Origin of the sequence: Sphingomonas sp. (assembly GCF_025362505.1) — a bacterium.
In the GTDB taxonomy this organism is placed as follows: Bacteria; Pseudomonadota; Alphaproteobacteria; order Sphingomonadales; family Sphingomonadaceae; genus Sphingomicrobium.
The window spans coordinates 51661-68748 of the sequence record NZ_JANYGG010000108.1 but is presented as its reverse complement, the minus strand read 5'-3'; the positions used below and the strand labels follow the sequence as shown (position 1 = coordinate 68748).

At 66.0% G+C, this 17088-nt stretch carries 14 protein-coding genes and 1 tRNA gene; 7 read left to right on the top strand and 8 right to left on the bottom strand.

What is annotated here, in order from left to right; all coding sequences use genetic code 11:
• Positions 1-333: biopolymer transporter ExbD (locus Q0R27_RS10595; protein WP_293944229.1), on the top strand; the 333-nt coding region annotated here is incomplete at its 5' end.
• Positions 334-422: 89 nt separating this feature from the next.
• Here Q0R27_RS10595 and Q0R27_RS10590 read toward each other — a convergent pair.
• From Q0R27_RS10590 to Q0R27_RS10580, 3 genes are read right to left on the bottom strand one after another with little or no spacing between them, the layout of a single operon-like run.
• The gene (locus Q0R27_RS10590; protein ID WP_293944226.1) at positions 423-1208 is read right to left on the bottom strand and encodes an energy transducer TonB; all 786 of its coding nucleotides are present in this window, start codon (positions 1206-1208) and stop codon (positions 423-425) included.
• 41 nt (positions 1209-1249) lie between these two features.
• Positions 1250-1744: a peptide-methionine (R)-S-oxide reductase MsrB gene (gene msrB, locus Q0R27_RS10585; protein ID WP_293944225.1), complete on the bottom strand. Its 495-nt coding sequence runs from the start codon at positions 1742-1744 to the stop codon at positions 1250-1252.
• A gap of 56 nt (positions 1745-1800) precedes the next feature.
• Entirely contained in the window at positions 1801-3591 is a 1791-nt protein-coding gene (locus Q0R27_RS10580; RefSeq protein WP_293944219.1) for an ABC transporter transmembrane domain-containing protein, read from the bottom strand.
• A 173-nt stretch (positions 3592-3764) separates the two neighbouring features.
• Between Q0R27_RS10580 and phaZ the strand changes: the two genes are divergently transcribed.
• Entirely contained in the window at positions 3765-4994 is a 1230-nt protein-coding gene (phaZ, locus tag Q0R27_RS10575; RefSeq protein WP_293944217.1) for a polyhydroxyalkanoate depolymerase, read from the top strand.
• Between the two features lie 28 nt (positions 4995-5022).
• On the opposite strand, the gene Q0R27_RS10570 is transcribed toward phaZ, so the two are convergent.
• From Q0R27_RS10570 to fmt, 3 genes are all read right to left on the bottom strand, one after another.
• Positions 5023-5637 carry a DUF4126 domain-containing protein gene (locus tag Q0R27_RS10570; RefSeq protein ID WP_293944215.1) on the bottom strand — a complete coding sequence of 205 codons (615 nt, stop codon included), beginning with the start codon at positions 5635-5637 and terminating at the stop codon, positions 5023-5025.
• 64 nt (positions 5638-5701) lie between these two features.
• Positions 5702-6439: a tRNA pseudouridine(38-40) synthase TruA gene (gene truA, locus Q0R27_RS10565; protein WP_293944213.1), complete on the bottom strand. Its 738-nt coding sequence runs from the start codon at positions 6437-6439 to the stop codon at positions 5702-5704.
• Complete coding sequence (fmt, locus tag Q0R27_RS10560; RefSeq protein WP_293944211.1) at positions 6436-7362, bottom strand: methionyl-tRNA formyltransferase; 927 nt, start codon at positions 7360-7362, stop codon at positions 6436-6438. Before fmt ends, truA begins: the two co-directional genes overlap by 4 nt.
• A 54-nt stretch (positions 7363-7416) precedes the next feature.
• Between fmt and recR the strand changes: the two genes are divergently transcribed.
• From recR to Q0R27_RS10545, 3 genes are all read left to right on the top strand, one after another.
• Positions 7417-8010 carry a recombination mediator RecR gene (gene recR, locus Q0R27_RS10555; RefSeq protein ID WP_293944199.1) on the top strand — a complete coding sequence of 198 codons (594 nt, stop codon included), beginning with the start codon at positions 7417-7419 and terminating at the stop codon, positions 8008-8010.
• A gap of 47 nt (positions 8011-8057) precedes the next feature.
• Entirely contained in the window at positions 8058-8621 is a 564-nt protein-coding gene (def, locus tag Q0R27_RS10550; RefSeq protein ID WP_293944197.1) for a peptide deformylase, read from the top strand.
• Between the two features lie 88 nt (positions 8622-8709).
• Positions 8710-8784, top strand: a tRNA-Gln gene (locus Q0R27_RS10545).
• Positions 8785-8993: 209 nt separating this feature from the next.
• On the opposite strand, the gene Q0R27_RS10540 is transcribed toward Q0R27_RS10545, so the two are convergent.
• Positions 8994-9878, bottom strand: coding sequence for a LysR family transcriptional regulator (locus Q0R27_RS10540; protein ID WP_293944195.1), 885 nt, complete (start codon positions 9876-9878; stop codon positions 8994-8996).
• Positions 9879-9980: 102 nt separating this feature from the next.
• Between Q0R27_RS10540 and Q0R27_RS10535 the strand changes: the two genes are divergently transcribed.
• Together Q0R27_RS10535 and Q0R27_RS10530 are read left to right on the top strand one after the other, a co-directional pair.
• A complete protein-coding gene (locus Q0R27_RS10535) occupies positions 9981-11531 on the top strand; it encodes a proton-conducting transporter membrane subunit (RefSeq protein WP_293944193.1) in 1551 nt (516 codons plus the stop codon).
• A complete protein-coding gene (locus Q0R27_RS10530) occupies positions 11531-13915 on the top strand; it encodes a DUF2309 domain-containing protein (protein ID WP_293944189.1) in 2385 nt (794 codons plus the stop codon). The genes Q0R27_RS10535 and Q0R27_RS10530 overlap by 1 nt, the downstream gene beginning before the upstream one ends.
• Before the next feature lie 38 nt (positions 13916-13953).
• Here the strand turns inward: Q0R27_RS10530 and Q0R27_RS10525 are convergent, their stop codons facing one another.
• Positions 13954-17022 (bottom strand): TonB-dependent receptor, encoded by a 3069-nt coding sequence (locus tag Q0R27_RS10525; protein ID WP_293944187.1) that lies wholly within the window; start codon positions 17020-17022, stop codon positions 13954-13956.
• Between the last annotated feature and the right edge of the window lie 66 nt (positions 17023-17088).

The window sequence follows — 17088 nt, the reverse complement described above, 5'->3', positions numbered from 1 at the left end:
ATGCTGATCATCACCATTCCGCCGCAGACTCACTCGGTCAAGCTCGACCTTCCGCAGAACAGCGAGACCCCGCCGCCGCCGGTCGAGCCGACCAAGAACAAGCTGGTCATTACCCAGGCCGGCGCGATTCTGTGGAACGGTACGCCGGTGACGCTGCAGCAGCTGCGCATCTATCTCGACGTGTCCCAGCAGATGAACCCGGTCCCCGAGCTTCACCTCCAGCCCGAGCCGAACGCGCGCTATGAGCTGGTCGACGAAGTGCTCGCGGTGACCAAGAAGGCACATGTCAGCAAGATGGGCTTTGTTGGTAACGAGGCTTATTCGAGCTTCTGATTTAGCTGGATCGGCGTGCCGGTCGAAGAGGGCGGTCCCGCGAGGGGCCGCCCTTATTCGTTCATCGCCGGCGTGCACATGATCAGGTTCTAACGCGGCGGCGGGTCGATGATCTCGCGCTCGGTACCGAGACGCCATGATTGTTCGCCCTCCTCGTCCGTTGAGATCGGTCGCCCGGCGGTATCGCGCGCGGGTCGGAAGCGGAACCGTTGGGTGGCGAGACGGCAGGTGACGGCATCAAGCGCGCTGTTGCCGCTCGAGCGGGTTACGCGGCAATTGCCGATCCGGCCGCTGGGCTCGACGGTGAAGGCGAAGTGGACGGTGCCCTGGGCGCGGTCGACGAGCGCCGCCGGGGGATAATCCTCGTCGCCGATCGAGCCCGCGATCATCTCCGCCTCGGCGTCCGCGCCGCCGCTGCCGCCGCCACCCGTGCCGGTGCCCGACAGGCCGCTGCCCGTGCCATTGCCAGTCCCGCCGCGCCCGATGCCGGGGCCGGGGATCGGCGCGGCGCCAGCGGCGGGAGCGGTGCCCTGGCCGGGGACCGGGGCGGCGCGGATCGGCGGCGGCGGCGGGAGCTTGGCCTTGGGCGCGGCGATGTCGGTCGGGCTGTTCTTGAGCGCGGGCGGGGCCGCGGCGCCTTCGGGGTCCTTGGGCTTGTGGGTTTGGCTCTTGGTTTTTTCGGGCGGGGGCGGGACGATCGAAGGCGGCGGCGGGGGCGCGTCACTCAGGCGGAACAGTTTGAGCGCCTCGTCGGGGCGCGGAATCGAGTGGACGCCGAGGCCGGTGACGATCGCGTAGCCGATGGCGAGGTTCATCGCGGTGGCGAGCAGGGCCGAGCGCCAGCGGTCGTTGGGGTCGGTCAGGCTACGGCGCATGCCATCCTAATGAGGGAACAGCCTTGCTGGTTCCGATTCGCTCAGACGGGGCGGAAGGCGAGCGCGAGGCCGTCCATACAATAGCGCAGGCCGGTCGGCTTCGGACCATCGTCGAATACATGGCCGAGATGCCCGCCACAGCGGCGGCAGTGAATTTCGCGGCGGACAATCCCAAGGGTGGAGTCGCGGCTCTCGGCGACCGCGCGCGGGAGCGGCTGCCAGAAGCTTGGCCAGCCGGTGCCGCTGTCGAACTTGGTCGTCGAGGAATAGAGCGGGAGGGCACAGCCGGCGCAGACGAAGGTGCCGCGACGGTGCTCCTTGAGCAGGGGACTGGTGTAGGGGGGCTCGGTGCCGCCTTCGCGCAGGATGTTGTAACGCGCGGGCCCAAGCTGGCGGCGCCATTCGGCTTCGGACTTGCGCACCTCGAACGGGCCGGCGGCGGCGATGGCGGGTGACTGGCTGCATCCGGCGAACAGTAGCGCGCCCGTGACTGCGGCGCCCCGGGTGATGAGGTTGCGGCGGGTAAGGTTGTTCATCGTGCGGCTCCAATTACCCAAGCTATACGCCCGGGGAACTGAACCGGACGCAACATTCAGGCGGCGATGTCGTCGAACTGGAGACGGGCAAGGCGGGCGTAGAGGCCATTGTCGGCGCTAAGCGCGGCATGGGTGCCTTGCTCGACGATGCGGCCGGCGTCCATCACGACGATGCGGTCGGCGGCGCGTACGGTGGCGAGGCGGTGGGCGATGACGATCGTCGTGCGATGCTCCATCAGCCGGTCGAGCGCGTCCTGGACGAGGCGTTCGGACTCGGCGTCGAGCGCCGAGGTGGCCTCGTCGAGGAGCAAAAGCGGGGCGTCGCGAAGGAGCGCGCGGGCGATGGCGATACGCTGGCGCTGCCCGCCGGAGAGCCGCGCGCCGGCTTCTCCCATGAAGGTGTCGAGCCCGTCGGGTAACGCGCGCAGGAAGCTTTCGGCGTTGGCGTCGCGCGCGGCCTGCCACAACTGGTCGTCGGTCGCGTCCCAATGGCCGTAGCGCAAATTGTCGCGGGCCGAGGCGGCGAACAGCACGGTCTCCTGCGGGACCATCGCGATGCGGGTGCGGACGTCGGCGGGGTCGGCGTCTTTCAGGTCGATCCCGTCAAGGGTGACGCGGCCTTCCTGGGGGTCGTAGAAGCGCTGGGCGAGCTGGAACAGCGTGGTCTTGCCGGCGCCCGAGGGGCCGACCACCGCAAGCCGCTCGTTGGGTGCGACGGACAGGGTGAAGCCGTCGAGCGCGGAGACTTCGGGGCGGGTCGGGTAGCGGAAGGTGACGTTGTCGAAGGCCAGCGCGCCGCGCGCCGGGACGGGAAAGGGCTTGGGTTGCGCCGGAGCGCGGATCGCGGGCTCGGCGGAGAGTAGTTCGTAGAGGCGTTCGGAGGCTCCCGCCGCGCGGAGCAGGTCGCCGTAAGTCTCGCTCAATGCGCCGAACGCGCCGGCGAGAAGACCGCCGTAAAGCACGAAGGCGGCAATCGTGCCACCGGTCATGCGGCCTGCGGCGACATCGACCGCGCCTTGCCAGATGACCAGGGTGATCGCGCTGAACATCAGGAAGATGACAATCGCGGTCATGATTGCGCGCAGGAACATGCGCTTTTTGGCGGTGGCAAAGACGGTTTCGACCGAAGCGGAGAAGCGTCCGGTCTCGCGCCCTTCCTGGCCGAACGCCTGCACGATCTTCATCGCCGAAAGGACTTCGCTGGTCACCGCGCCGACGTCGGCGATGCGATCCTGGCTCTTGATCGAGATGGCGCGGACGCGGCGGCCAAGGAACATGATCGGGCCGACGATCAGCGGGATGCCGAGCAGCATCATTCCCGCGAGTTTGGCCGAAAGAACGAACAGGATGACGAGGCAGGCGGCCCCCATCACGAGGTTTCTGAGCGCGACCGAGACGGTCGTACCGACAACCTGCTCTATAATGGTGGTGTCGACGGTCAGCCGCGAGGTGATCTCGGCCGGGCGGTTTTCCTCGAAGAAGCCGGGTGACAGGCGAAGGAGGTTGCGGTTCACGGCGAGGCGGATGTCGGCGACGGTGCGCTCCCCGAGCCACGAGACGAAGTAGAAGCGGGTCGCGGTGGCGAGCGACATCACACCGACGAGGAGGAGGAGATATTCGAACCAGCGGGCGATGCCGGCGGTGCCGCCCGCGCCTAAGCCGCCCGCGCCGAAGCCCTTGTCGATAATCAGCTTGAATGCCCACGGCACTCCCGAGGTTGCGCCGGCGGCGACGAGTAGCGCCAGCGCGGCACCGACGATCCGCGCCGGATAATGGCTGGCGAAGCGCCAGATCATGCCGAGGCTGGAAAGGTTACGGCCGCGGGGACGCGCTGGGGAGGTAGCCATGCTCCGCGTCTAGCAGGATGGGCCAACGTGCTCAATCATGCTCAATCGCGGTTGTGATGCAGTGCGGTACAGCTTGGGTGCGGATGCGAAGGAAGCGCTTGCCGATGGAGCGATTGGGGGCCACATCGGTTTTGTCAGCTCAGTGACTATCTGCGAAGCGGTTGGGAATATGAATGCTTTATGATGCCTATGAGGTCCAACGCTCGTTGATGGCGGGGGCAAGCCGGATGGCGGGTTTCGGCGCCGACTGGCTCAATCATCCGGCCAACCCGATCAGCTACTCGTCGATGGGCCCGCTGGTGGCGGCGAGCCTCGATGTGTTTTCGCATGCCTCGGCACCGCGCGGGAAGCCCGAGTTCGGCCTCACCGAGACGCGGGTCGGCAAGAAGATCGTCGCGGTCGAGGAGCGGATCGCGCTGCGCAAGCCGTTCGGGCAACTCAAGCATTTCACCAAGGATGGGGTTAGGGGTCAGCCGCCGCTGCTGATCGTCGCGCCGATGTCGGGCCATTATGCGACGCTGCTGCGCGGGACGGTCGAGCGGCTGCTGCCGAAGCAGGACGTGTACATCACCGACTGGCGTGACGCCAAGCAGGTACCGCTCGCCGACGGCAGCTTCGACCTCGATGATTATATCGATTATCTGATTACCTATTGCGAGACGATTGCGGCCGAGACCGGACAGCGGCCGCACATGCTCGCGGTGTGCCAGCCGTCGGTCCCGGCGCTCGCCGCGACTGCGCTGATGGCGGCCGACAAGAATGCCGCACGGCCGTTGACGCTGACGCTGATGGGCGGGCCGATCGACACGCGCGAGGCGCCGACCGCGGTCAACACGCTGGCGACCCAGCGGCCGTTCAGCTGGTTCGAGCGCAACGTCATCGCGACGATCCCGATGGTCTATCCGGGCGCGGGGCGGAAGGTCTATCCGGGGTTCCTGCAGCTAGCGGGGTTCATGACGATGAACCTTGGCAGCCACCTCGTCAGCCATTTCGAAATGTTCAAGCATCTCGTCGCGGGCGATGACGAAAGCGCCGATGCGACGCGCGCGTTTTATGAGGAATATCGCTCGGTGTGCGACATGACCGCCGAATTCTATCTCCAGACGATCGACGTGGTGTTCCAGCGACACCTGCTGCCAAAGGGCGAGTTCGAACATCGCGGGCGGCGGGTCGACGTCGGCGCGATCAAGGATACCGCGCTGCTCGCGATCGAAGGCGAGAAGGACGATATTTCGGGGCTTGGGCAGACGCGCGCGGCGCTGACGCTGGCGAAGGGGCTGAAAGCCGGTCAAAAGCAATATTATATGGCCGAGGGGTCGGGCCACTACGGGATTTTCAATGGCCGCAAGTGGCGCGACATGATCGCTCCGGTGGTCGAAGGGTTCATCGCGAAGCACGGGTAATTCCAGCGCGGGTTGGGGCCAACCCCCCTCAGGAGGGCGTCACATTCTTCATCTCGGGGCCGCGCGGCGCGAGCATCCGCTTGAGGAAACGGCGCGCCTTGAACACCAGCCAAGCCGAGCCGAGCACGATGAACCCCGATACGATCGCGGCGAGCACCGGGCTGGCGATCGCCATCGCCATCAGCCCGGTGGTGACGACATCCTCGCCGGTCGAGACGGCGATGTTCGAGTAGGGCTCGGGACTGGCGTTCACGAGCGCGCGGGCGCCGGCCTTGCCGGTATGCGCGATCAGCGCGGCGCCGCCGCCGAGGAGGAAGCTCAGCACCTGCCAGGTCGGGTTACCGCTGTCGACGATGGCCAGCGCGAGCAGCGCGCCGCCCAGCGGGCGGATGACCGAGTGGACCGTGTCCCACGCGCTGTCGACGAACTGGACCTTGTCGGCGAAGAATTCGGCGATCGTGCCGATCGCGGCGGCGCCGATCACCCACGGGTTGGCGAGGATGGCGAGTGCGTGGAGCTTCTCCGGCAGCGCGATCCAGCCGAAGTGCATCGCGATCCCGGTGACCAGCGTGACGAGATACAGCCGCCACCCGGCGAGCAGGCTGGTCGAGGCGGCGAGCGAGATCAGTTCAACCGGACCCATGCTTATCCTTTCGTCGCGTCGGGAGAGAAGTGAGGCGTTTCGGCACGGCGCGCAAGGGTCGCGGTCAGTAGGTCGCTTCGACGAAATAGAGTCCTTCGGGCGGGGCGTTGAGGCCGAGCGCGGCGCGGTCGCAGGCATCGCGGGCGCGGGCGATGTCATCGGGTGACCACTGGCCGCGCCCGACCATCATCAGGCAGCCGACCATCGATCGCACCTGGTGGTGGAGGAAGCTGCGTGCGGCGGCGTGGACGTGGACTTCGGCGGCGACGCGCTCGACGGTCAGCGCGGCCAGCGTCTTGACCGGGCTGGCGGACTGGCAGTGAGCCGAGCGGAAGGTGGTGAAGTCGTGGAGGCCGACGAGGTGCGCCGCGCCCTCGCTCATTCTGGCGACGTCGAGCGGGACGGGGACATGCCACACCCGGCCGCGATCGACCGCAGGGGGCGGGCGGCGGTCGAGCAGGCGGTAAAGGTAGCGGCGGCCGGTGCACGAGAAGCGCGCGTGCCAGTCGTCGGCGACGGGGTGGGCCGCGAGGACGGAGACCGGGGCGGGGCGGACGAGCGCGTTGAGGCCTTCACGCAGGCGGGTCGCGGTGAGCGGTTTCGCAATGTCGGCATGGGCCTCCATCGCCAGCGCGTGGACCCCGGCGTCGGTGCGGCCGGCGCCGTGGACCGTGGCGCGCTCGCCGGTCATTTTGGCGATGGCGTCCTCGAGCGCGAGCTGGATGGTCGGGGCCTGGTTCTGCCGCTGCCAACCGAGGAACGGGCCGCCGTCATATTCGACCGTCAGTCGCCAGCGAGTCACGCGAGTATTGTCCCGACTGGGATGGCAAAACCGCGTAGCAGTTCGAGCACCGTCATCGGTGCCCGACCGGCGCGCTGGATGAGCGTAGGCCGGATTACGCCATCGCCACACCAGATCATGAGAAGATCGCTCATCACCGTGCCCGCAGCCAAGGTCGTGCCGTCTTTGGCGGCAATCCCCGGCATGGCGATCGCCTCCAAAACCTTCATACGCTCGCCGCTTACCTCGAACCAGGCACCAGGCGCGGGATTAAACGCGCGGACCTGGCGCTCGATCGCGTCGGCGCCTCGCGCCCATTCGATGCGGGCCTCGGCCTTGTCGATCTTGGCGGCGTAGGTGACGCCTTCATCGGGTTGCGGTTGGGGCGGGAAGCGGGACGGGTCGGCGAGCCACTCGGTCGTCGCCTCGGCCCCGAGTTTGGCAATCTCTTGCGTGAGTTGACCGGCGTTCTTGCGGTCGATCGCGACCTCGCGCTTGAGCAGCATCGGGCCGGTGTCGAGGCCCTGTTCCATCTGCATGATGGTCACGCCGGTGACCGCATCGCCGGCCTCGATCGCGCGCTGCACGGGGGCGGCGCCGCGCCAGCGGGGGAGCAGCGAGCCGTGGACGTTGACGCAGCCGCGGCGCGGTGCCGAGAGGATTGGTTGCGGCAGGATCAGGCCATAAGCGGCGACCACCGCGACATCGGCGTCGAGCGCGGCGAAGGCGGTTTGCTCGGTCGGATCGCGCAGGCTCGCCGGGTGCCGCACCGCGATGCCGAACGCCTCGGCGCGGTCGTGGACGGCGGTGCGCCGCTCGCCCTTGCCGCGCCCCGCCGCGCGCGGTGGCTGGGTATAGGCGCACACGACATCGTGCCCCACCGCGACGAGCGCCTCGAGCGTCGGTACCGCGAACTGTGGCGAGCCCATGAAGATGATCCGCATGAGCTGCCTATGGCGACCCTTGCCGGTTCCGCCAAGCCGCCTATGTCAGTCGCGATGGCATCCGAACTCGACCAATTGGCGCAGGCCCTCGCCCGCCTCCCCGGGCTCGGGCCGCGATCGGCGCGGCGCGCGGTGCTGTACCTGGTCAAGAAGCGCGAGGCGGCGATGGAGCCGTTGCTCGCCGCGCTGCAAGCGGTGGCCGACAAGCTCGTGACCTGCTCCACGTGCGGCAATGTCGATACGGTCGATCCGTGCCAACTGTGCCAGGATCCGCGGCGCGATGCGCGACTGCTGTGCGTCGTCGAGGAAGTGGCCGACCTGTGGGCGCTCGATCGTTCGCGGCTGTTTCCGGGGCGTTATCATGTGCTTGGTGGGCGACTTTCAGCATTGGAGGGAATTCGCCCCGAGGACCTCGGCATCGACACGCTGATCGGACGGGTCGCGGCGGGCGGGATCGACGAGGTCGTGCTGGCGACCAATGCCACGCTCGAGGGCCAGACCACGGCGCATTATCTCGCCGAGCGGCTCGAGAAATTCCCGGTGCGGTTGACGCAGCTGGCGCATGGCCTGCCGGTCGGGGGCGAGCTCGATTATCTCGACGAGGGGACGCTGGCGCAGGCATTGCGCGCGCGGCGGCCGGTTTCCTGACGCGTCGCTCGCTTGAAGTCACGGGCGCGAAAGACTAATTCGCAGGCATGACCATCCTTCGCATTCTCGAAACCCCCGACCCCGTACTTCGCCAGAAATCTATTCCGGTCGATACCGTCGATGACGAACTGCGCGCGCTGATCGCCGACATGTTCGAGACGATGTACGACGCGCCGGGGATCGGCCTCGCCGCGGTCCAGGTCGGGGTGCCCAAACGCGTGCTGGTGATGGACCTCCACGACGAGCCGGTCGAGGAAGGCGACGAACCCGCCGCACAAGGCGCTGAGCCGGTCAAGGAACCGCGCGTCTTCATCAACCCGGAAATCCTCGCCCACAGTGAGGACGAGGTGGCCTACACCGAGGGCTGCCTGTCGGTGCCCGACCAATATGCCGAGGTGATGCGCCCCGACCGCATTCGTGCGCGCTGGCTCGACGAGCATGGCGCGCGACACGAGGAAGATCTCGACGGATTGCTCGCGGTTTGCCTCCAGCATGAGATGGATCATCTCGAGGGGGTATTGTTCATCGACCACCTGTCCCGCCTGAAGCGGGAAATCGTGCTTCGGAAGCTCGCCAAGGCGCGCAAGGAACGCGGGCTCAAAGCCGCCTGAACGCGGTAGCGGGCGGTCGATCGATCGCGCGCCACCGCGCGTAACCCCTTTCCAGCCCCGCCGCGCCCGCCTAAAGCCCGCCCGCTGATGGGGCGTCGCCAAGTGGTAAGGCACCGGTTTTTGGTACCGGCATTCGCAGGTTCGAATCCTGCCGCCCCAGCCAGTTCCTGGAAACCGTGTAATCCCAATATCTTCAATACTCTCGACACGTCGACCGTGCATGAGGGCATTCCGAGTTTCGAAAAGCGACGTTGCGGCTGTCTCCCAATGATGGCCCGTTGCCCCTCCCGGCCCGGCCGAGCGGCACCGTTCTGCTGAAAGTGCTTTCAACGAGCCTTCAGCTGATAAAGCTGAAGGAACGGGTCAAGCTTTTCATGAACCAAGGTCACGGCCCGGGTAAATGAGCTGAGCGACTGCCTGATTAGGAAATCGGCGCTGAACGGTGATCGCGTAGAAGTCCTCGGTAACACCAGGAAGCTTGGCGATCTCAACGAGTTTAGTCGAAGCGAGCTCGTCCTTGACGACGATTGGCGGGAGGAGGGCGATCGCGGCGCCTTCGCGCGCTATCAGTCGCATCATCGCCATGTCGTCGATCTCCGCGACAATCTGCGGAACGATCCCGAGGCGCCCGGCCAGGCCATCGAATCCCGTCCGAGCGCTGGTCCCCTGCGCCGGCAATGCGAATGGATAGTCACGCAAAAGCCGCGGAAGCGACCGATCACCGCTGACCAGGCCGGGCGGGGCGACAAGGCTGACGTCCTGGGTAGCGATCAGATGCGAGACCAGCCTGGTTTGCAACGCGCTGCTCAAGGGCTGGTTGGTCAGCACCACATCGAGACCGAGCGCGACCAACGCCCCAAGCAGTTCGTCGAGGCCGCCCGATCGAACGACGATGTCGAACTCGTGCCGACCGAGCAAGGGGCGTATGAAATCGAGCTGGAAGTTGCGCGACAAGGTGGCGATCGCGCCGACCCGCACCTGCTTGCGCGGCTGCCCGCTATCCCTGAGCGTCGAGACGAGATCGTCGCCGCTGGCGAAGATGGTGTCGGCATGTTCGAGCGCGATCTGTCCCGCCTCGGTCAGGACCAGCTGGCGCCCGGTGCGATCAAACAGGCGATGACCGAGCCGCTGCTCGAGCTTGGCGATCTGCACCGACAGCGATGACTGCGACACGTTGAGCCGGGCCGCGGTGCGCGTGAGGTTCCCGTCGCGGGCGACCGCCCAGAAATAGCGCAGGTGATTATAGTTGAGTTGCATGGGTCATTCTTAAAACAGAACGATACGTTATGATCAATGTGTTTTTGCGACTGATCATCGTCCGCTAGGAGCTTTCTCGTTCACGGACGGAGCCTCTGAAAAGTGCTGAACCTCGCCCTTGTCGCGCCAATTGCCATTCTTGGAGCCGCCTTGCTGGCGAGCGCAACCGGCGCCTTGCCTCGTCCCGCAAAGGTCGCGATCGAGGGTTTGGCGATCGCCGCAATCCTCGCCGCAATCATTGGTTTTGCCCAAGTTGCGATCAGCGGTCCGGTGACCGTCGCCTGGGCGAAATTCGGTCCTGTGGTCGCGGCGCTACGCCTCGACATCGTCAGCACGACATTGATGATGCTCATCGCATTCGTCGGCTGGGTCGTCGTTCGCTACAGCTGCACCTACCTTGATCGCGAGCCGGGCGAAGCGCGGTTCATGCGCTGGCTGTGCCTGACGCTGGCGTTCGTCATGTTGCTTGTCACGGCCGGGACGCTGGTCCAGCTGGTCATCGCGTGGATTGCCACGAGCCTGTCGCTTCACCGGCTGCTACTTTTCTACCCAGGCCGCCCCGGGGCAAGGCGCGCGGCGACCAAGAAGTTCGTGACGGCGAGGCTCGGCGATATCGCGCTGGTTGGAGCGGCGGCGCTGCTCGCGCACCACTACCAAACCGGTGATATCGCCACGTTGCTGGCTGCGGCGCGCGCCGGCGACAGCGGACCCGCGACTTCGATAGCAGCTGGGCTGATTGCGCTGGCTGCCATGCTCAAGTCCGCCCAGTTCCCGCTCCACGGCTGGCTGATCGAGGTGATGGAAGCCCCCACGCCCGTCTCCGCCCTTCTTCACGCCGGGGTCATCAATGCCGGCGGCTTCCTCCTCATCCGGTTCGCAGACGTCATTGTGCTCGCACCCGGCGTCCTTGCCGCGCTGGTCATCGTCGGCGGCCTCACCGCACTGTTCGGCGGCCTGGCGATGCTGACCCAACCGGCGGTCAAGACTTCGCTCGCCTGGTCGACCATAGCTCAGATGGGTTTCATGCTGATGCAGTGCGGATTTGCGCTGTTCCCCCTGGCGCTGCTGCATATCGTCGCCCATTCGCTCTACAAGGCGCACAGCTTCCTTGCGTCGGGCGGCGCTGTCGAGCGAATCGCCGCGGCGCGCAGGCCGGGGCCGGTGGCGGTACCCAATGTCCGTGCGGTCGGCATTGCCTTTGTCGCCGCGCTGGCAATCTATGCCACACTCGCGCTGGTGCTCAACGTCGATCACAAGTCGCCGCAGGCACTCGCGCTTGGCGCCATCCTCATATTCGGCGTTGCCTATCTGCTGGCCCAAGGGTTGGCCGACGCAGCCCCGCGAGCGCTGACACTGCGCATGGCTGCGTATGCGCTAGCCGCATCGATCAGCTATTTTGCACTTCACTCATTGGCGCTTGCGCTGACCGCGGGAACGCTCCCGCCGACGCCGCCGCCGGGGACACTCGGCTGGGTGCTGATTATCGTCGCCTTGCTAAGTTTCGGTCTGGTCGCCTTCGCCCAGGCGCTGTTCCCGCTGTGGGTCGACCACCCCGCCGTCGCCGGAATGCGAGTGCACCTCGCCAACGGCCTCTATGCCAACGCCCTGTTCGATCGCGCCACCCGCGGCTGGACAGTCCGAAAGGTCAATTGATGTTGCACGCCCGTCACGGCGGCGAACTCGCCGACCTGTCAATGATCGCGGAGGCCGAGCGGTCGCTCGACGCGATCCCGCCATTGTGGCCGCTGGCGTCGAGCGTTGCGGTCAACCCGTTCCTCGGCCAGCTTGGTGAGCCGCTGGAAATGGCCTTGGCCCGGATGGAGCGCGTTGCCGGAGTCCGCTTGACGATGCCGAGACGCTGGTATGCGCAACGGATTGCCGACGGCCGCATAAACGACGCCGACCTGTCTGCGGCGCTCGATCGATCTGGTCCGCTTGATGTGGATCTTGCCATGCTGAAGCAATCAACGGCGGTCGATCGAGACCCTCCCGTCGCCTTCTCCACCGTTGCCGATCTTGCCGCGCAGGTCGTGAAGACCGATTGGCCCGGGATCGTCGAGGATCGCATGGGAACGTGGGCAAGCGCCTTCTTCGATGAAGGCCAGGCAATGTGGCCACTTCCCCGGGCGCGCGGGGCCTATGCCTCGTGGCGGGAACAGGCGCAGCACGACCTCACGCCGGAAATTCTCGGCCTGCGAGGATTTGCCCGCTTCGTCGCCGATCTTCCCGACGAGGCTGGCGCCGCGTTCAACCTGGCCGCAGCTCGGCTCGGTGTCGGGCAAGCAGGGTTTGCGGCCTATGGTCACCGGTTGCTGGTCACGCTCGGCGGGTGGGCACAGCTTGCGCGCCAGCGACGGTGGCAAGCCGAACTTGGAGGTGCCAGCGATCGCACCCAGTTCGAACTTCTGGTCGTTCGCATGATGTGGGAGGTAGCGCTTCTCGAGCGTTTCGCGGACCCCCTTGAAGATCATTGGGCCGCCGCGCGGATGGACTATGACCAGCCGATTGCGCCGAGCGAGGCCGATCGCCTGGACGCGCTGTTGCAGGATGCCGCTGAAATTGGCGGGCAGCGGCGGCTCGGCGCAACGCTCGGCAACGAGCCCGCCGCGCCGGCATCGGCCGCTGCGAAGTGGCAAGCCGCCTTCTGCATCGATGTCCGTTCGGAACGGTTTCGCCGCGCGCTGGAAGTTGCCGATCCAACCGTCCGCACACTGGGGTTCGCGGGCTTCTTCGGGCTCCGTGCGGCGCATCGGCGGTTCGGATCCGACGTTGTCGAGCAGCATCTTCCGGTACTGTTGTCGCCCACCGTTTCGTCCCGATCGGGTGGCCCCGGGGAAGAAGCACGCGAGCTTGACGATCGGACCAGGGCGCGCGCCGCACGCGCGTGGGGGCGATTCAAACTCGCCGCCGTATCGTCATTCGCCTTCGTCGAAGCGGCGGGACCGATGTACGTCGCCAAGCTGGTCCGCGACGCACTTGGATTGAGCCACAGGTCTGGCGGCGTCGAACCGGCCCCGCGCTTCGATCCGCCGCTTTCTTCCGCTGACCGGATTGCCACGGCCGAGGCGGTCTTGCGCGCAATGTCGCTGACGAGCGACTTCGCCTCGCTGGTCCTGCTCGTCGGCCACGGCGCGGGCGTGACAAACAACCCGCATGCCAGCGGCCTGCACTGCGGCGCATGCGGCGGATATGCCGGCGACGTGAATGCGCGCCTGCTGGCGGGGCTGCTCAATGACCCCGACGTGCGCCTTGGGCTCGCCGAACGGGGGCTTGTCGTTCCCGCCGCGACCCGCTTCGTCGGCGCTTTGCATGACACGACCAGCGACCGAGTGACCATCTTTGCCGATGGAGCGAAACCGGAGCAGATCGGCCCGATCGAATTGAGCCTGACCGCGGCGGGACGCGCCACCCGCGGCGAACGCGCTGCGTCTTTGCCGCGCGCGAGAAACGAAACGATGGTCGCCAGACGAGGCAAGGATTGGGCCGAGGTTCGTCCCGAATGGGGACTTGCCGGCTGCCAGGCCTTCATCGCCGCCCCGCGCACGCGCACCGCGGGTCGCAACCTCGCGGGTCGCGCCTTCCTCCACGACTATGATTGGCAGGACGACGAGGGGTTCTCGACGCTCGAACTGATCCTCACCGCCCCGGTCGTCGTGGCAAGCTGGATCAGCCTGCAATATTATGGCTCGACCGTCGTCCCGGCGCTGTTCGGGGGCGGCAACAAGCTTCTCCACAACGTGGTTGGCGGCGTCGGCGTCCTTGAAGGCAATGGTGGACCGATCCGCGCCGGCCTGCCCTGGCAGTCAGTCCACGACGGCCATGACTTCGTCCACGATCCGCTCCGCCTGACGGTCTGCATTGAAGCACCCGGCGACGCGATTTCGGCTATTCTGGAAAGACATGACGGGGTCCGTGCACTGTTCGAAAATCGTTGGCTCAGCCTGTTCATTCTTGACGAGCGGGGAACCCTGTCATCGCGCTACACGGGGGCAGGAAACTGGCAGGCTTGCGCGCTTGGCGAGAGCGGCCACGAGTGACCGGCTGAAACGGGCAACCCAATCGGCGATCGCATGGCCTAGAATTTGACTCCCGCGCTCATGCCATAGCGGCGCGGCTCGAGCGTGAAGACGTTGGTGAACAGGCCCGCCGACTGATCGGTCAGATACTGGCCGGTGATCGAATTGCTGTTGGCCAGGTTCTGGACGAACGCGCGAACGAAATAACGATCGTCGGGGGCGTTGAGCTGCACTTGTGCGTTGACCACGGTGAAGCCCTTGATGCGGTCGATCGGCTGGTTGAAGCTGCGCGAGAAGAAACGCCCGGTGAACGCGACATCGACGCGCGGCACGAGCGTGAATCCCTGTCCGAAGCGGAAGGTATATTGCGCGCCCGCAGCCAGCTTGACGTTCGGCGCCTGGGGCAATTGATTGCCGGTAACGTTGATCGCGTTGCCGTCGCTCACGATGAACGGCAGCGCCCCGATAGGCACGCCGAACGCAGCGCGCAGTGCCGGTGACGGGTTGGCGGCGGCGCCGGCGAGCACGGAACACAGCCCGAAGGCGCCCGTCGTCCCGGTTCCCGGCACTGGGACCGGGGCGGTAAGGCCGATCGCGCCATTGACCGCCCCGACGAACGCGTTGGCGCCCGCTCCATTGCCTGCGGTGGTCGGGGTGACGACGCAGTTGGAGGCATTGGAGACGTCCTTGATGATCACCGAGTCGGTGCGGCCGCCGGCGACATTGCGCGGATCGACCAACGATAGATTGCCGATCTTCGACTTGAGGTAGCTCGCCGAGACGTTGAACAGCAGGTCGCGGGTCGGGCGGAACACGCCTTCGGCCTCGAGACCGTAAATCTTGGCGTCGGTGTTGTCGTTGACTGAGGTGCGCGCGACGATCCGGCTCAGCTGCAGGCCCTTGTAGTCATAGTAGAAGGCGCTGAGGTTGAGACGAACAGCGTTGTTCAGGAAGCCGTTCTTCGAGCCCAGTTCGAAGGCGTTGATGCTTTCGGGTTGGAAGAAGCGGTTGACGTTGAAGCTCGGATCAACCGGCGGGTTGATGCCGCCCGATTTATAACCGCGCGAATAGGACGCGTAGACGAGATTGTCGCGGCTGAGCTGATAGTCCGCGACGAGGCGACCGGTGACGCGACCGAAACGCACCTTGTCGCGAACGAAATCCTGAATTCCGGGAGTAAGCGGGTCGGCGTCATAACCGGCCGCGAACGGTGAAGCGTTGGCGTCGGTAATTCCGAACGGCACCGCGAAGGCCAGGAGCGGAGCGCGCGCTACCTGGGTCTTGCGATCGTCGCTGTAGCGGACACCGGCGGTGAACTTGAGCTTGTCACTGGCCTGGAAATAAGCCTCCCCGAACACGCCGTAGCTCTTGAGCCCGAACGCCCTGACTTCGTTGATGAAATAGGGCGGCGAAAGGAACACGTTCGGATATGTTGAGGCCCCAAGTGCATGAGCGCCGAGTGTTGTAGCAGCGCCGAGGATGCCGGCGCCGTAATCAAGACCGAACGAGGCAACGTAATAGTTGGAATCCGTGAAGCGGTTGTCGAGGTAAATGCCGCCGATCAGGAAATTGAATGGCCCGCTGAACTTGCTGTCGAGATGCGCCTCGATCGAAATCTGCCGGGAATGGTCCACCGAGCGGTCATAGTCGGCGCTTCCCGCAGAGCATGCCTCGGAAAAGCCGCCGTAGATGCCGGTATTGCTGGCGTTGATGGTCGACGTGCAGACCCCGCCCGCGGGGCCGCGCGGGATCAGCGCGGCGGCGACGGGGGTGAACGGATTGCTGCCGCCGAACACCGCGCCGGGGAGGGCGGCAAAGCCCGCAAGATTGAGCAGTCCGAAATTGTTGGCCAGACTGCTTCCGGTGAGCAGATTAAAGTCTGTTTTGCTGTCGACCGACTCGGTGTGATAGCCGCCGGTCACGGTCAGACCGAAGGTCGTGCCGATGTCCTGCTCGAGGCGCGCTTCGATGAAGCTTTCCTTGGCCTTGTAGCTCGGGTGATAGTCAGAGTTGACCGTGCGCAGATCCTGCGGGTTCTGCGTGTCGCCGAAGAAAGGATCGGGCGCGGTGGGGGTGAGGTCGACGAGGCCGAAATTCGTAAAGAACGGCCCGGCCTTGAGCGTGAACAGCTGGCGCGACGACAGCGCCGCAGCGATCGAAGCCTTGCCGTTGGTGGTCTCGTACGCCAGCGAGTCGGGCTGGCAGCCGAGGATCCCGGTCGGGTCGCGGTGGCATAGCTGCTTGGTCGCGCGCGAGCGGTCGTCGCTTTCGTGGAAGGTGTAGCCGATGATGTCGAGCGTGGTGCTATCCGTCGGGCGGATGCGCAGAGTGCCGCGCAGCGCGTAGAGGTCGCGCCCGTCGATGCGGCCGCCGTCGAACAGGTTCTTGGTAAAGCCATCGCGCTTCAGATAATATCCCGCGGCGCGCAAGCCGACGCCGCGCATCAGCGGGATGTTGATCATCGCGTTGAGCTTGCGGCTTTTGTAATTGCCGATTTCGGCCGAGGCACTGGCGTGGACGGCGGATAGATCCGGGCGCGCGGTGATGAAGTTGACCACGCCCGAGGTCGCGTTGCGGCCGAACAGGGTGCCCTGCGGACCGCGCAGCACCTCGACGCGCTCGAGGTCGAAATATTCGGTCTCGAACAGGCGGGTGGAGACGAGCGGCATGTCGTTGACATGGATGCCCGTCGCGCCGTCGCAGCTGAAGCCGACGCACAGGTCGCCGATGCCGCGGATGGTGAAGCTCGACGAGGTGAAATTGGTCTTGGTGAACGTGACGTTGGGGAGGCTGAGCTGGAGGTCTGAGGCGTTGTTGATCTGCTGCCGCTCGAGCGCCTGAGCATTGAAGGCCGACACCGCGATCGGCACGCGCTGCAGCGATTCTGCGCGGCGCTGCGCGGTGACGATGATGTCGGTCGGGTCGCCCGTCTGCTGCGCCGAGCGCTGACCGGCCTGCGCCGTGCCACTCTGCGCCGGGGCGGAGGTGCCGGGGTTGGCGCCGGGGCCGACGTCGGTCTTCTGCTGCGGCTGGTCGCCGGGGGCGGGGATTGTCTGCGAGGCTGCCGGCGTGACCGCGACCAGGGCGCCAAGCGAAATGCCACCGAGATACATTGCCAGACGCTTCATCGTTTTTCCCCTAGATCGGCCGCACGGCAGGCGGTTCAGTTCCCTTTCGAACTATCGTCGACTTGT

What these genes read in the sequence shown, in the direction of transcription:
- phaZ (WP_293944217.1), top strand. Translation starts at nt 3,765, where the DNA reads ATGCTTTATGATGCCTATGAGGTCCAACGCTCGTTGATGGCGGGGGCA.
- def (WP_293944197.1), top strand. Translation starts at nt 8,058, where the DNA reads ATGACCATCCTTCGCATTCTCGAAACCCCCGACCCCGTACTTCGCCAG.
- Q0R27_RS10570 (WP_293944215.1), bottom strand. Translation starts at nt 5,637, where the DNA reads ATGGGTCCGGTTGAACTGATCTCGCTCGCCGCCTCGACCAGCCTGCTC.
- Q0R27_RS10580 (WP_293944219.1), bottom strand. Translation starts at nt 3,591, where the DNA reads ATGGCTACCTCCCCAGCGCGTCCCCGCGGCCGTAACCTTTCCAGCCTC.
- Q0R27_RS10525 (WP_293944187.1), bottom strand. Translation starts at nt 17,022, where the DNA reads ATGAAGCGTCTGGCAATGTATCTCGGTGGCATTTCGCTTGGCGCCCTG.
- msrB (WP_293944225.1), bottom strand. Translation starts at nt 1,744, where the DNA reads ATGAACAACCTTACCCGCCGCAACCTCATCACCCGGGGCGCCGCAGTC.
- fmt (WP_293944211.1), bottom strand. Translation starts at nt 7,362, where the DNA reads ATGCGGATCATCTTCATGGGCTCGCCACAGTTCGCGGTACCGACGCTC.
- Q0R27_RS10540 (WP_293944195.1), bottom strand. Translation starts at nt 9,878, where the DNA reads ATGCAACTCAACTATAATCACCTGCGCTATTTCTGGGCGGTCGCCCGC.
- recR (WP_293944199.1), top strand. Translation starts at nt 7,417, where the DNA reads ATGGCATCCGAACTCGACCAATTGGCGCAGGCCCTCGCCCGCCTCCCC.
- Q0R27_RS10590 (WP_293944226.1), bottom strand. Translation starts at nt 1,208, where the DNA reads ATGCGCCGTAGCCTGACCGACCCCAACGACCGCTGGCGCTCGGCCCTG.
- Q0R27_RS10530 (WP_293944189.1), top strand. Translation starts at nt 11,531, where the DNA reads ATGTTGCACGCCCGTCACGGCGGCGAACTCGCCGACCTGTCAATGATC.